Source organism: Agrobacterium sp. 20P9.1.2, from assembly GCF_057799395.1.
On record NZ_JBYOKI010000007.1, the window covers coordinates 22,834 to 37,247 of the forward strand.

At 57.7% G+C, this 14,414-nt stretch carries 15 protein-coding genes; 8 read left to right on the forward strand and 7 right to left on the reverse strand.

All coding sequences use genetic code 11. The features are described 5' to 3' along the window. Positions 1-49: 49 nt before the first annotated feature. Positions 50-679: a MarC family protein gene (locus AC27VJ_RS18540; protein WP_113088221.1), complete on the forward strand. Its 630-nt coding sequence runs from the start codon at positions 50-52 to the stop codon at positions 677-679. Positions 680-747: 68 nt separating this feature from the next. After that, a complete protein-coding gene (locus tag AC27VJ_RS18545; protein WP_488685264.1) occupies positions 748-1,902 on the forward strand; it encodes an HPP family protein in 1,155 nt (384 codons plus the stop codon). Positions 1,903-2,045: 143 nt separating this feature from the next. On the opposite strand, the gene AC27VJ_RS18550 is transcribed toward AC27VJ_RS18545, so the two are convergent. Then, positions 2,046-2,303: a hypothetical protein gene (locus tag AC27VJ_RS18550; protein ID WP_488685265.1), complete on the reverse strand. Its 258-nt coding sequence runs from the start codon at positions 2,301-2,303 to the stop codon at positions 2,046-2,048. Between the two features lie 26 nt (positions 2,304-2,329). Next, positions 2,330-2,866 carry a single-stranded DNA-binding protein gene (locus AC27VJ_RS18555; RefSeq protein WP_113088359.1) on the reverse strand — a complete coding sequence of 179 codons (537 nt, stop codon included), beginning with the start codon at positions 2,864-2,866 and terminating at the stop codon, positions 2,330-2,332. 292 nt (positions 2,867-3,158) lie between these two features. Between AC27VJ_RS18555 and uvrA the strand changes: the two genes are divergently transcribed. Together uvrA and AC27VJ_RS18565 are read left to right on the forward strand one after the other, a co-directional pair. Beyond that, on the forward strand, positions 3,159-6,080 hold the full coding sequence (gene uvrA / locus AC27VJ_RS18560) for an excinuclease ABC subunit UvrA (protein WP_488685266.1): 2,922 nt from the start codon (positions 3,159-3,161) through the stop codon (positions 6,078-6,080). Positions 6,081-6,124: 44 nt separating this feature from the next. After that, positions 6,125-6,925 carry a DUF72 domain-containing protein gene (locus AC27VJ_RS18565; protein WP_488685267.1) on the forward strand — a complete coding sequence of 267 codons (801 nt, stop codon included), beginning with the start codon at positions 6,125-6,127 and terminating at the stop codon, positions 6,923-6,925. A 21-nt stretch (positions 6,926-6,946) separates the two neighbouring features. Here the strand turns inward: AC27VJ_RS18565 and dusA are convergent, their stop codons facing one another. Beyond that, on the reverse strand, positions 6,947-7,960 hold the full coding sequence (gene dusA / locus AC27VJ_RS18570) for a tRNA dihydrouridine(20/20a) synthase DusA (protein WP_488685268.1): 1,014 nt from the start codon (positions 7,958-7,960) through the stop codon (positions 6,947-6,949). A 137-nt stretch (positions 7,961-8,097) separates the two neighbouring features. Here dusA and AC27VJ_RS18575 point away from each other — a divergent pair, with 137 nt between their 5' ends. Beyond that, positions 8,098-8,787: a fumarylacetoacetate hydrolase family protein gene (locus AC27VJ_RS18575; RefSeq protein ID WP_113088227.1), complete on the forward strand. Its 690-nt coding sequence runs from the start codon at positions 8,098-8,100 to the stop codon at positions 8,785-8,787. Positions 8,788-8,800: 13 nt separating this feature from the next. Continuing rightward, entirely contained in the window at positions 8,801-9,328 is a 528-nt protein-coding gene (locus AC27VJ_RS18580; RefSeq protein WP_488685269.1) for a gamma carbonic anhydrase family protein, read from the forward strand. Positions 9,329-9,330: 2 nt separating this feature from the next. Here AC27VJ_RS18580 and AC27VJ_RS18585 read toward each other — a convergent pair whose 3' ends face one another. From AC27VJ_RS18585 to znuC, 3 genes are read right to left on the reverse strand one after another with little or no spacing between them, the layout of a single operon-like run. Further along, entirely contained in the window at positions 9,331-9,735 is a 405-nt protein-coding gene (locus AC27VJ_RS18585; protein ID WP_062449313.1) for a Fur family transcriptional regulator, read from the reverse strand. Then, positions 9,732-10,550, reverse strand: a complete 819-nt coding sequence (gene znuB, locus AC27VJ_RS18590; RefSeq protein ID WP_488685270.1) for a zinc ABC transporter permease subunit ZnuB — start codon at positions 10,548-10,550, stop codon at positions 9,732-9,734. Before znuB ends, AC27VJ_RS18585 begins: the two co-directional genes overlap by 4 nt. Continuing rightward, positions 10,543-11,463, reverse strand: a complete 921-nt coding sequence (znuC, locus tag AC27VJ_RS18595) for a zinc ABC transporter ATP-binding protein ZnuC (protein WP_488685271.1) — start codon at positions 11,461-11,463, stop codon at positions 10,543-10,545. Before znuC ends, znuB begins: the two co-directional genes overlap by 8 nt. Before the next feature lie 103 nt (positions 11,464-11,566). Between znuC and znuA the strand changes: the two genes are divergently transcribed. Both znuA and AC27VJ_RS18605 read left to right on the forward strand, forming a co-directional pair. Next, entirely contained in the window at positions 11,567-12,541 is a 975-nt protein-coding gene (gene znuA / locus AC27VJ_RS18600) for a zinc ABC transporter substrate-binding protein ZnuA (protein WP_488685272.1), read from the forward strand. Positions 12,542-12,626: 85 nt separating this feature from the next. Continuing rightward, positions 12,627-13,832, forward strand: a complete 1,206-nt coding sequence (locus AC27VJ_RS18605; RefSeq protein ID WP_488685273.1) for a GTP-binding protein — start codon at positions 12,627-12,629, stop codon at positions 13,830-13,832. Between the two features lie 116 nt (positions 13,833-13,948). Here the strand turns inward: AC27VJ_RS18605 and AC27VJ_RS18610 are convergent, their stop codons facing one another. Continuing rightward, positions 13,949-14,278 carry an RcnB family protein gene (locus AC27VJ_RS18610; protein ID WP_488685274.1) on the reverse strand — a complete coding sequence of 110 codons (330 nt, stop codon included), beginning with the start codon at positions 14,276-14,278 and terminating at the stop codon, positions 13,949-13,951. Positions 14,279-14,414 lie beyond the last annotated feature (136 nt).

A 14,414-nucleotide genomic window follows, 5' to 3' on the forward strand; every position in this document is an offset into this window, starting at 1 on the left:
GTAACGCGGCGGCGCAGCCTTTGATTTGCGGCTCATAAGCAGGGAAAACATGGCAAGCACGGAACTTCTGGTCAACGCGCTGACCACAATGCTGGTAACGCTGGACCCGCCCGGCCTCGCGCCTGTGTTTCTGGCGCTGACAGCGGGCATGACGCGTGCGCAGCGCGGTCAGGTCGCTCTTAGAGGCTCCATCATCGGCTTCGGCATTCTGGCCATGTTTGCGCTGTTCGGTGCGTCCATTCTGGAAGTGCTGGGCATCTCGCTGGGTGCCTTCCGCATTTCCGGTGGCCTGCTGCTGTTTTGGATTTCCTTCGAAATGATCTTCGAAAAACGGCAGGAGCGTAAGGAAAAGACCTCGGAGATGGCGATTACCCTCGACCATATCCAGAATATCGCCGTCTTCCCCCTCGCCCTTCCGCTTATCGCCGGGCCGGGCGCGATCTCCGCGACCGTGCTGATTTCCGGCTCCATGGAAAACAGCTTCGAAAAGGCCATCTTCATCCTGCTTCTGGCTTTCAGCATGCTGCTGGTTTTTGCCGCGCTGCTGGCCGCAGATCGTCTGGACCGCTTCCTCGGCAATACCGGCCGCGCCATCCTAACCCGCCTTCTGGGTGTGCTGCTGGCGGCGCTTTCCGTGCAGTTCGTGGTCGATGGCGTGAAATCGGTTATGGCCACCTGACGAGATACAGACAGCGCGGGCTTTTCTGCTAAAACGCCAACTCCCGACGAGAATCGAGAGTTTGCAGAATGCGAAATCTGTTGCGCCTTATCGTGCCCGAAGCGATGCCGGTCAGTTATAAGGAGCGCTTTCGCTCCGCAACCGGCGCTCTAATCGGAATTCTCATCACGGGCGTCATCGGTCATCTGGCTATCGGCAACAGTGCCGCGCTGCCAGCGCTGATAGCCCCCATGGGCGCCTCCGCTGTCCTACTCTTTGCCGTTCCTTCCAGCCCGCTTGCGCAGCCCTGGTCCATCCTCTGCGGCAACATCGTCTCAGCCCTCGTGGGCGTGACAGTGGCGCTTCTGGTTGCCAATCCCTTCATCGCTGCGGCGCTCGCCATCAGCATCGCCATAGCCGCTATGATGGCGCTGCGATGTCTGCATCCGCCAAGCGGTGCGGTGGCGCTGACCGCGGTTCTGGGTGGGTCGGCGATCCATAATCTCGGTTATGGCTTCGTGCTCTGGCCGGTGGCTGGCAACTCCATCGCGCTTTTGGCTGTGGCGATCATCTTCAACAATCTCTCCGGCCGCCGCTATCCGCACGCCATGCGCCCGCAGCCCGCCAGTCACGGCACGAAAGATCCTGACCCCATCCAGCGCATCGGTTTTTCATCCGCCGATCTCGATGATGTTCTGAAAGACTTCGATCAGGTGCTGGATATCGACCGCGACGATCTCGAAACCATTCTGCGCCGCACGGAACTGCGCTCCTACCGCCGCCGCGCCACCCATCTGGATTGCGCCAGTATCATGTCCCGCGACGTGGTGGGCGTCGCCCCGGACGATGCCCTGAAAACCGCACATGCGCTTATGCGCAACCACCATTTCAAGGCATTGCCAGTCACGAACGACAGCGCGGAGGTCGTTGGCATCGTCACCCAAACGGATTTTCTCGACAAGGCAAGCTGGACCAGTGGCCGTCCCACCATCGGCCTCCTTCAGCGCATAAGACTGATATTTTCGGGACGCAGCGCGCCGAACGGTACTGTCAAGGATATCATGACATCGCCGGTCAAGACCGTGTCACCCAAGACGCCGATAGAAGATGCAATCATCATTCTGGCAGAGCAGGGCCTGCATTACCTGCCGGTCGTCGATGACAACAACAAGCTCGCTGGCATCATTTCACAATCGGATGTGATGGTGGGCATGCTGGCGGACAAGGCCGAAAACACAGACTGAGGAAAGATCGCGCTTGGGATAATCCTCACGCTAGAACAATGACTGACCGCCGGTCTTCCTACGCCAACATCGAAACATGTGAGCACTTGCAAGGAGGCAGCGACGAGCATCACCTGCCGCAGATCGTCTCGATGGGGCCAGTCTTACCGCTTCGCCTTCAAAATCCGCTTCCAGATGGTGCCGCCGAGAAACTTATTAAAGACCACGAAATAGGCGACCATCAGGGCGAAGGACAGAAGGGCTGGCATACCATTAAGCTGAAAACCGTCTTCTGTCCGCCCACCGAAGACGGTCGCGACCAGAAAACCAAAGACCCAGAAAGCCGTAAAGAAATCCAATATGAAGGCAAGTACGATGCGCCATGTGGCGGGTTGACTGCTGGATGTTGCTGTCTCTGTCATGCTTGCCCCAAATTGAAATTTAAAAATCAAAACGGAATGTCGTCATCCATATCATTGGAGAAGTTGCCCGCAGGCTGGCCGCCACGGGAAGCGCCGCCGCGAGAAGACGATGGCTGGTCGTTGCCGCCACCATAATTTCCACCGCCGCCGCCATAGGAAGAGCCGCCGAAATCGTCTCCGCCACGGCTTGCGCCGCCACCACCGCCTTCACCGCGGCCATCGAGCATGGTCAGCGTGGAGTTGAAGCCCTGCAGTACGATTTCCGTGGAATAACGGTCGGCGCCGGTCTGGTCCTGCCATTTGCGGGTCTGAAGCGCGCCCTCGATATAGAGCTTCGCGCCCTTTTTGACGTATTGCTCGATGACCTTGCAAAGACCTTCGTTGAAGACAACGACAGAGTGCCATTCGGTCTTTTCTTTTCGCTCACCGGAATTGCGGTCGCGCCAGCTTTCGGAGGTGGCGATACGCAGGTTGGCAATGGGGCGACCATCCTGCGTGCGGCGAATTTCCGGATCTGCACCGACGTTTCCGAGCAAAATTACCTTGTTTACGCTGCCAGCCATCTTCTCATCCTGTCCACCGGCCTTCATGGCCAGCATATATCCTGTTCAAAATCTGAGGCCACCATAGACCATCGTTCGACACCATGGGCAGCAGATGGAACGACAATCCACAAGGAATGTTCTTTCATCACGCGTCCACTTGCCAATCGTTCATCTTTTGTTCTATTAAAGCTGCACCAATGAGTCAAGCGCTGCGAAAAGCCGACATGAATTACCTAATATACCTCGACACACCGATCTGCGTCATTACATAAGAGCCAACGCCTCCCAACGAGTATTTCCGAGCGATCTCATGAGTGAATTGAAGACGATTTCGATCCGTGGTGCCCGCGAGCATAATCTCAAAGGCATCGATCTGGATTTGCCACGCAACAAGCTGATCGTCATGACCGGGCTGTCGGGTTCCGGCAAATCCTCGCTTGCCTTCGATACGATCTATGCGGAAGGGCAGCGGCGCTATGTCGAGAGCCTGTCGGCCTATGCGCGCCAGTTTCTGGAGATGATGCAGAAGCCGGATGTGGACCAGATCGAAGGTCTGTCGCCCGCCATTTCCATTGAACAGAAGACGACCTCGCGCAATCCGCGCTCGACGGTCGGTACTGTCACGGAAATCTATGACTATATGCGCCTGCTGTTTGCGCGCGTCGGTGTTCCCTATTCGCCGGCGACCGGCCTGCCGATCGAAAGCCAAACGATCAGCCAGATGGTGGACCGTATCCTCGCCTTCGAGGAAGGAACGCGGCTTTATATTCTCGCGCCGATGATCAGGGGTCGTAAGGGCGAGTATAAAAAAGAGCTTGCCGATCTGATGAAGAAGGGCTTCCAGCGCGTGAAGGTGGACGGGCAGTTCTACGAGATTGCCGACGTCCCGGCGCTGGACAAGAAATACAAGCACGACATCGACGTCGTCGTGGACCGCGCCGTGGTGCGCCCGGATATGGCCGCACGTCTGGCAGACAGTCTCGAGACCTGTTTGAAACTTGCAGACGGTCTGGCAGTCGCGGAATTTGCCGACAAGCCCCTGCCGCCGGAGGAAACATCCGCAGGTGGATCTGCCAACAAGTCGCTCAACGAAACCCATGAGCGGGTGCTGTTCTCGGAAAAATTCGCCTGCCCCGTATCGGGTTTCACGATCTCCGAGATCGAACCGCGCCTGTTTTCCTTCAACAATCCCTTCGGTGCCTGCCCGACCTGCGATGGCCTCGGCTCTCAGCAAAAGGTCGATGTCGCACTCATCGTGCCCGAGCCTGCGCGCACGCTGAAAGATGGTGCTGTTGCACCCTGGGCCAAGTCCTCTTCGCCTTATTATAACCAGACGTTGGAAGCGCTTGGTAAAGCCTTCGGCTTCAAGCTTTCCAGCCGTTGGAACGAGCTGACGGATGCGGCCAAGAAGGCGATCCTGAATGGAACCGATGAGAAAATCGAGTTCCAGTATCAGGATGGCGCTCGCTCCTACAAAACGGTCAAGAATTTCGAAGGCATCGTTCCCAACCTCGAGCGCCGCTGGAAGGAAACCGACAGTGCCTGGGCGCGCGAGGAAATCGAGCGCTATATGTCGGCTGCCCCTTGCCCGGCCTGCGCCGGTTATCGCCTGAAGCCTGAAGCGCTGGCGGTGAAAATCAACAAGAAGCATATCGGCCAGGTCACCGAGATGTCGATCAAGGTCGCGCGCGACTGGTTCGAAGTCCTGCCGGAATCCCTGAACGCCAAGCAGAATGAAATTGCCGTCCGTATCTTGAAGGAAATCCGTGAGCGCCTTCGGTTCCTGAATGATGTCGGGCTGGATTATCTCAGCCTGTCTCGCAATTCAGGTACCCTGTCCGGTGGCGAGAGCCAGCGTATTCGCCTTGCCTCGCAGATCGGCTCGGGCCTGACAGGCGTTCTATACGTTCTGGACGAACCCTCCATCGGCCTGCACCAGCGCGATAATGCGCGCCTTCTGGATACGCTCAAGCATCTGCGCGATATTGGTAACACCGTGATCGTGGTCGAGCATGACGAAGATGCCATTCTGACGGCGGATTATGTTGTCGATATCGGCCCTGCCGCCGGTATTCATGGCGGCGAAGTCATTGCCGAGGGCACGCCGCAGGAAGTCATGGCCAACCCAAAGTCTCTTACCGGCAAATATCTGTCCGGCGAGTTGGGCGTGGCCGTTCCTGCAGAACGCCGCAAGCCGAAGAAGGGCAAAGAGATCAAGGTCGTAGGCGCTCGCGGCAACAACCTCAAAAATGTCACCGCATCGGTTCCGCTTGGCGTTTTCACGGCTGTCACCGGCGTGTCCGGCGGCGGCAAGTCGACCTTCCTGATCGAGACGCTTTATAAGTCTGCTGCACGTCGTGTCATGGGCGCGCGAGAAATTCCGGCGGATCATGATCGTATCGATGGCTTCGAATTCATCGACAAGGTTATCGATATCGACCAGTCGCCCATCGGTCGCACACCGCGCTCCAACCCGGCCACTTACACGGGCGCATTCACGCCAATCCGTGACTGGTTCGCCGGCCTGCCGGAAGCCAAGGCGCGCGGTTATGCGCCGGGCCGCTTCTCCTTCAACGTCAAGGGCGGTCGCTGCGAAGCGTGTCAGGGCGATGGCGTCATCAAGATCGAGATGCACTTCCTTCCGGACGTCTATGTGACCTGCGATGTCTGCCACGGCAAACGCTACAATCGCGAAACGCTGGATGTGACCTTCAAGAGCAAGTCGATTGCCGACGTGCTGGATATGACGGTCGAGGAAGGCGTCGAATTCTTCTCCGCCGTTCCAGCGGTGCGGGATAAGCTGCAATCACTCTTTGATGTCGGCCTCGGCTATATCAAGGTCGGTCAGCAGGCGAACACCCTGTCAGGCGGTGAAGCGCAGCGCGTGAAGCTGGCCAAGGAGTTGTCGAAACGCTCGACCGGCCGCACGCTCTATATTCTCGACGAGCCGACCACCGGCCTGCATTTCCATGACGTCAACAAGCTCCTGGAAATGCTGCATGAGCTGGTCAATCAGGGCAACTCCGTCGTCGTCATCGAGCATAATCTCGAGGTCATCAAGACGGCAGACTGGGTGATCGATATCGGCCCCGAAGGCGGCACGGGCGGTGGCGAAGTCGTCGCGACCGGCACGCCGGAGCAGATCGTCAAGGAAAAGCGGTCCTATACGGGTCACTTCCTGAAGGAACTGCTGGAGCGCCGCACGGACAAGAAGGTTCAGGCGGCAGAGTAATTGACCAGACTGGCATACAATAGCGACGTTGATGGGAGGCTAGAATGAGCAAAACAGGCACGATCCGCACCGGCATTGGCGGCTGGACCTTCGAGCCATGGGAAGGCACATTTTATCCTGACAAGCTGCCGAAGCGACGCCAGCTGGAACATGCCAGCAGCCTGCTAAAGGCTATCGAAGTCAATGGCACCTATTATGGTAGCCAGAAGCCCGAGACATTTGCCAAATGGGCATCGGAGGTGCCTGATGGTTTTGTCTTTTCGCTGAAGGCCAGCCGCTTTGTGACCAATCGCAAGGTGCTGGCCGAGGCCGGTGAATCGATGACCAAGTTCCTGACGCAGGGACTGACGGAGCTGGGCGACCATCTCGGCCCGATCCTCTGGCAGTTTGCGCCGACGAAGAAATTCGAGCCGGATGACTTCGCCGCCTTCCTGGCGCTTTTGCCGGAGAAGCAGGATGGTCTGACGCTTCAACATGTCGTGGAAGTTCGCAATCCCAGTTTTCAGGTGCCCGAGTTTATCGAGCTACTGGCCAAGCATAAGGTCGCCGTAGTCTGCGCCGATCATCATGATTACCCAATGTTGCCGGATGTGACCGCGGATTTCGTCTATTGCCGCCTGCAAAAGGGCGAGGACGATATCGAGACCTGCTATCCCGAAAAGGACGTGAAGGGCTGGGGCAAACGTCTTCAGACCTATGCGGAGGGCGGCGTGCCGGATGATCTGCCATTGATCGCACCGGATCGCAAAGCGGCGAAGACGCCGCGCGATGTCTTTGCCTTCTTCATCACCGGTGGCAAGGTCAATGCGCCAAATGGTGCACAGTTGTTGCAGACGCTGGTCTAGGCAGCAAAGCTGCGATTTGCCTTAGACAGCGATGCTTTCCGGGCTTGTATCAAAGTTGATGGCGGCGAATGCTGCGGCGATCACTTCTGGCCCGGCACCCGGTCGTGTTGCGTCGCTGGACAGGATTTGGCGGAAGCGGCGTGCGCCCGACAGCCCCTGAAACAGCCCGACCATATGGCGGGTGACATGGTTCAGCCGCCCGCCCTTATCGATGTATTCCTGCGCATAATCCATCATGGTGTAGAGCAGTCTCATCCAGTCCGGTGCGATCGCGGCTTCTCCGTAAATACGATGATCGACATCGGCCAGAATGGATGTGTTATGGTAAGCCGCGCGGCCCAGCATCACGCCATCCATATGTTCTAAATGTTCTTCGGTGTGATCGAGATCGGTGATGCCGCCATTGATGCCGATGAAGACCTCAGGGTTTGCCTGCTTCATGCGGTAGACGAGCTCGTAATCGAGTGGTGGCACATCGCGGTTTTCTTTTGGCGACAGGCCCTGTAGCCAGGCCTTGCGCGCGTGAACCCAAACCGCATCTGCGCCAGCGGCTACAACGCGCACAATAAAATCGGGCAGCACCGTCTCCGGCTCCTGATCGTCTACGCCGATCCGGCATTTGACAGTAACAGGCACGGTTGCAACGGCTTTCATCGCCTCCACGCAACGCGCAACCGTTTCCGGCTCACGCATCAGGCAAGCGCCGAAAGTGCCAGACTGCACCCGGTCGGAGGGACAGCCGACATTGAGGTTGATTTCGTCATAGCCATAATCACTGGCAATCTTCACCGCTTCGACAAGCTTCGCAGGATCAGAACCACCGAGCTGGAGCGCTACGGGATGTTCCTGCTCGTGATAGCCCAGCAACTTGTCCCGCTGACCATGAATGATCGCATCGGCCACGATCATTTCCGTGTAAAGCAGCGCATGGCTGGAGAGCTGCCGGTGGAGAAAGCGACACCGGGTATCCGTCCAGTCGATCATAGGTGCCACGGCGAAAATCTTGCTGCCGGTTGCGAGTGCGTGCTTATACATGGATTGCGAAACCTCTTTCTGCGGGGCTTCTACCGCAATGCAGGCAATAATGCCAGTTTTCTGCCGGACCCGATTTTAAACTGGAAATCCCGGCAGAATCGCGGGACAAACATCACCTGAAATCAGGAGCCAAGCCCATGTCCGCGACCGTCATTCCCGTTCCCCCAACTGTTTTGCTGCCGGTTGAAGGCACCGACGAAACCTTTCCCGTGCGCCGGGTCTATTGCGTCGGGCGCAATTACGCCGACCACGCAATCGAAATGGGGCACGATCCATCGCGCGAACCGCCTTTCTTCTTCCAGAAAAATGCAGACAATCTGCTGCCTGCGGGCAAGGACTTTCCTTATCCGGCCCTCTCCTCGAATGTGCATTACGAAGTGGAATGCGTGGTTGCCCTGAAAAGCGGCGGCTCGGATATATCGGTGGATGACGCGCTCGAGCATGTATGGGGTTATGGCGTCGGCATCGATATGACGCGCCGCGACATGCAGGATGCGTTGAAGAAAATGGGCCGTTCCTGGGAAAGCGCAAAGGCATTCGAATTTTCAGCACCCGTCTCGCCGCTCGTTCCGGCTTCCAAAATCGGCCACCCGGCAAAGGGCGCGGTCTGGCTGGAGGTTAATGGCGAGCGCAAGCAGTCGGGTGACCTCGACCAGATGATCTGGAAGACGGCGGAAATCATTGCCGAGCTTTCCAAGCTTTTCACGCTGGCGGCGGGCGATGTCATCATGACGGGTACACCGGCAGGTGTCGGCGCTATCGTCTCCGGCGACCGGATCGATTGCGGTGTGGATGGTGTTGGAACGCTGTCCGTGAAAATCGCTTAAGCGAGGATAAAATATGCCGCTTTACCGACTTGGCGAACGTGTACCGCAAACCCCTGCCCCTGAATACTACTGGGTGGCGCCCGATGCCAATGTCATCGGGTCCGTCACGCTTGGCGAAGATGTCGGTATATGGTTCGGCGCGACGCTGCGCGGTGATAATGAGCCCATCACCGTCGGTCGCGGCAGCAACATTCAGGAAGGCGTGATGGTGCATGCCGATCCGGGCTTTCCGGCCATCATTGGCGAACACTGCACCATCGGCCACCATGCCATCATCCACGGCTGCACGATTGGAGATAATTCGCTGGTCGGCATGGGCGCGACCGTGCTGAACGGCGCGAAGATCGGCAGGAACTGCTTGGTTGGAGCCAATGCGCTGGTGACTGAGGGTAAGGAATTTCCCGACAATTCACTGATCGTCGGCTCGCCTGCCCGCGCCATCCGCACACTGGATGACAAGGCAGTCGAGGGCTTGAGGAAGTCGGCGGAGAACTATGTTCGCAACTGGCAGCGCTTCGCCAGGGATTTGCGGCCGCTCTGACGTCAGGCGGCGCAGGCTTCGCAGAGGCCGCGGATTTCTATTGTCGTCTTTTCCGCCTTGAACTTCTTGCTCTTGACCCAGTCGCCCAGACGGTGATCGATTTCGTGATCGTGGAACTCCGTCACCTGTCCGCAGGCGTTGCAGATTGCAAAGGCCACGGTGCCATGGTGATGCGTGCAGCAATCCGACTTGGTGTGGGAGCAGGCAACGAAGGCATTGAGGCTTTCCAGCCGGTGCACGAGGCCGAATTCAATCAGTTTTTCCAGCGCGCGATAGACCTGTAGTGGCGCGCGGAAACCCGCGTCACGCAGCTTGTCGAGAATGACATAGGCGCTGAGCGGCGCTTGCGAACGGGTCAGCGCATCGTAAACCAGAGACTGGTTGCGCGTGAGGTTCTGAGTGGTCATGGACGGCCTCCTTGCTCTGCCTTTCGCGCCAGTTTCGGCGCGGGCAGAAGACTCAAGATGAAAAGCATAACGGCGGCAACGACGATGGATGGGCCGGATGGCGTGTCATAATGCAGCGAGCCCATCAACCCGCCAACAACGGCTACTGCGCCGATGACAGATGCCAGCACGGCCATGATTTCTGGCGTGGAAGAAAAACGGCGCGCGGTGGCTGCGGGAATGATCAGCAGCGAGGTGATCAGCATGATGCCGACGATCTTCATGGCGATGGCGATGACGAGCGCCATCAGCAGCATGAACAGCAGCTTGGAACGCTCCGGCCGCATGCCTTCCGCCTCTGCCAGTTCGGCATTGACGGTCGAGGCCAACAGCGGCTTCCAGAGATAAGCGATGGCAAACAGCACCACGACGCCACCACCCCAGATGAGATAGATATCCGAGACGGAAACGGCCAGGATATCGCCAAATAAGAAGGCAACGAGGTCGATGCGGACCCATGTCATGAAGGCGACGATGACGAGGCCAAAGGCGAGCGCGGAATGCGAGAGAATACCCAGCAGTGCATCCGCCGACAGAGCCTGACGGCGTTGCAAAAACAGCAGTAGCAGCGACACCAGCGACGCGACGATGAAGACGCTGACGATCAGGTTCAGTTGAAACAGCAAAGACAACGCGACACCCAAAAGGGCTGAATGTGCCATCGTATCCCCGAAATAGGCCATGCGCCGCCACACGACAAAACAGCCCAACGGTCCCGCCATCAGGGCAACGCCAACACCGGCAACCATGGCTCTCACGAAGAAATCGTCAAACATGCTTTTCTCCATGGGCGTGGTGGTCATGGGAATTATCGTGGCCAGCGTGATCATGATGGTCATGCCCGCAGCCGCACGCATCGTCGTCGCCATGCGAATGCGAGTCGTGATGATGACCGTCATCAGGGTGGCAATGGTCCGTCACCGAACCATCGGCATGCTGCACGCGCCCATCCGGCAGATGGGTGTGGTCATGATGGTGGCTATAGACCGCAAGCCCGCGTCCTGCCATTCCGCCGAACAATTTCATATATTCAGGGCTCTGGCTCACCATCTGCGGCGTGCCGCGGCAGCAGACATGGCCGTTGAGGCAGATGACCGTATCGGTCTCGGCCATCACCACATGCAGATCGTGCGAAATCAGCAGAATGCCGCAGCCGGTGGAATTGCGGATGTTCTTGATGAGATCGTAAAGCGCGATTTCGCCGGAAAAATCCACACCTTGCACGGGCTCGTCCAGAACCAGCAGATCCGGCTTGCGGGCGATGGCGCGCGCAAGCAACGCGCGCTGAAACTCACCGCCGGACAGATGCTGCACTTCGGCCTTGGCCAGATGGGTAATGCCAGTGGCGTTGAGAGCGGCATCGATTTCCCGCGCAGGCAATTGGCCGGTCAGCGTCATCAACCGGCGCACGGTCAGCGGCATGGTCCAATCGACAGATAGTTTTTGCGGCACGTAGCCGACCTTCAATCCGGCAATGCGCGAGACATGCCCCTCATCCGGTTTCAGCACGCCCGTCGCCATTTTGGCGCTGGTGGATTTGCCGGAACCGTTCGGGCCGATCAGCGTCACGATCTCGCCGCGACTGACGGAAAACTCCACGCCACGCACCAGCCAGCGACCGTTTCGTCTCACGCCCGCATTGGAAAGGGAGACGAGATGTCCGTCACTTTTGACTGGCGAATGAAGCATGTGTTTTTCCGATTGTCGGTGTTGCCTATGGCTATTGCATACGTTATAGCGTTACGCAACATATGTAATAACATAACAAATCCATACAAGTGGAGCATACCGCATGAAATCACTCGCCACGCTTCTTCTGGCCTCCGCAGCCATGATTGCGTCTTCCAACGCCATGGCAGCACCCAATGTGGTGGTGTCGATCAAGCCGATCCATTCGCTTGTCGCCGCCATTATGCAGGGCGTGGCAGAGCCGAAGCTGATTGTCGATGGCGGCGCATCTCCGCACACTTACAGCCTCAAGCCTTCCAATGCGCGAGCGATAGAAAGTGCCGACGTGGTGTTCTGGGTGGGTGATGGCCTTGAGAAATTCTTGGAAAAGCCGCTGCAATCGCTGGCAGGCAAGGCCACCGTGGTAGAGTTGGATGACGCCCAGGGCATAGAAAAGCTGCCCTTCCGCGAGGGTGGCCCTTTCGAAGCGCATGACCATGGCGATGATGAAGGTCACGACCACGCGGAAGAAGCTGGCCACGATCATAACCATGAACACGCAGATGGCCATGACCATGACCACGGCGAGTTCGACATGCATCTCTGGCTCGACCCCACCAATGCCAAGGCCATGGCTGTCGAGATCGAAAAGACATTGATGACGGCCGATCCGGCCAATGCGCAGGCCTATCAGGATAACACCAAGAAGCTGGTGGATAATCTCGATGCACTCGACAAGGAAATCACGGCAACAGTGGCACCCATCAAGGATAAGCCATTCATTGTCTTCCATGATGCCTATCAGTATTTCGAACATCGCTACGGCGTGAAGACGGCGGGCTCGATCACCGTCAGCCCGGAAAACATTCCCGGCGCGGATCGCATCAAGCAAATTCACGCCAAGGTGAAAGAGCTGAACGCAACCTGCGTTTTCGCCGAACCGCAGTTCGAGCCGAAACTGGTCAACGTCGTCATAGAAGGCACCAATGCCAAGTCCGCGACGCTCGATCCCGAGGCCGGGACGCTGGAGGCTGGCCCTGACCTCTACTTCAAGTTGATGCGCGGCATCGCGACATCGCTAAAAGATTGCCTCTCGTAAATCGAAGGGCAATCGATGGAAGGTGGCTTTGGCCGCCTTTCATTTTCATCAGATATGTAATGGTATAACAAAACAGGAATACACCATGACACGGAAACTGCCTGTAACCGTCCTGTCCGGTTTTCTCGGTGCGGGAAAAACCACTCTCCTCAATCACATCCTGGGCAATCGCGAAGGCCTGCGCGTCGCCGTCATCGTCAATGATATGAGCGAAGTGAACATCGATGCGGCGCTGGTCCGCGATGGCGGCGCCAATCTTTCGCGCACGCAGGAGCAACTGGTGGAAATGACGAACGGCTGCATCTGTTGCACGCTGCGCGACGACCTGTTGAACGAGGTTCGGCAGCTGGCAGAGCAGGACAGGTTCGACTACCTCTTGATCGAATCCACCGGCATCGCAGAGCCCCTGCCCGTGGCCGCGACCTTCGATTTCCGCGATGAGAACGGCCAGAGCCTGTCCGACGTCGCAGTGCTGGATACAATGGTGACGGTCGTCGATTGCGCCAATCTGCTGAAGGATTATGGCTCGGCGGATTTTCTGGCGGATCGTGGAGAAACGGCTGGTGATGGCGACAACCGGACGCTGGTCGATCTGCTGGTCGAACAGATCGAATTCGCCAATGTCGCCATTCTTAACAAGGTTTCGACAGCTACCGAGGCGCAACGAGATGCCGCTCGCAAAATCATCGTCGGCCTTAATCCAGATGCGAAGCTGATCGAGGCGGATTTCGGCAAGGTAGAACTCAAGTCCGTTCTCGGCACAGGCCTGTTCGATTTTGCCGAGGCGGAAACGCATCCGCTGTGGTTCAAGGAATTGCACGGCTTCAAGGGTCATGTGCCGGAAACGGAAGAATACGGCATCCGCTCTTTCGTCTACCGCGCCAAACGCCCGTTCGATCCCGCCCGCTTCCATGCGTTCATCAACAGGGATTGGCCAGGCGTCATCCGCGCCAAGGGCTTCTTCTGGCTGGCCACGCGTCCAGATCATGTTGGCGAAATCAGCCAGGCAGGCGCTTTGGTGAAAACGGGCAAGATGGGTCTGTGGTGGTCATCGGTACCGAAAACCCATTGGCCGGAAGACCCGGGCTTCGAGCGGATGCTCGCGCCCTATATGGACAATGTCTGGGGAGATCGCAGACAGGAGATCGTCTTCATCGGTGCCGACCCGATGAGCGAGGCCGCCCTTCGCAATGAACTGGATGCCTGCCTGATCGATGCCAAGGTGTTTACACCCACGGCGTGGCGGCATCTGAAAGATCCATTCCCGGACTGGAGCCGACAGGCAGCATGAGAAAACCGGAACGCGCATCGAATTTCCGCTGCGAAGCCGTGACGGATGACATCGCCTTCGAAAACGACTGCGGCCATGGAAGAACTCCACGGCCACAGCAGGAAAGGCAGGTCGGCTTAGCGCGCAGCGGCAAGACCGATGATGAGACCGCTGACGGCGTTGATCAGCAGGTACTGGTTATCGACGCGAACCCAACGCTCACCCCGACGCGGCTCTCTCAGATTGTGGCGGCGGTAGTCGCGGCGATCCACAAAGTGATGACGGTCTCTCGCCGCTAGGCGCTGGCCGCGGTCCCAACGATGCTTTTTGACGATGACCTTCTTCTTGGTGATCGTCCGTTCAACCGTCACATGGCGACCGCGATCATCGTGACGGCTTTGGGCCTGAGCGGCGAACGGAGCTGTAAGAACGGTTGCAGCGAGAAGAACGGAGAAAAACTTTTTCATCGGTGTTTCCTTTCGTGAAGTGATGGCCTGACCCTATCGTCACAACAATGAATGGAAACTGAACCGGGAAGTTACAATTCCGTAATGGTTCTTAATGCTTAGCGCGATCACTTAAAGTTTATATCGAGTATCTCGC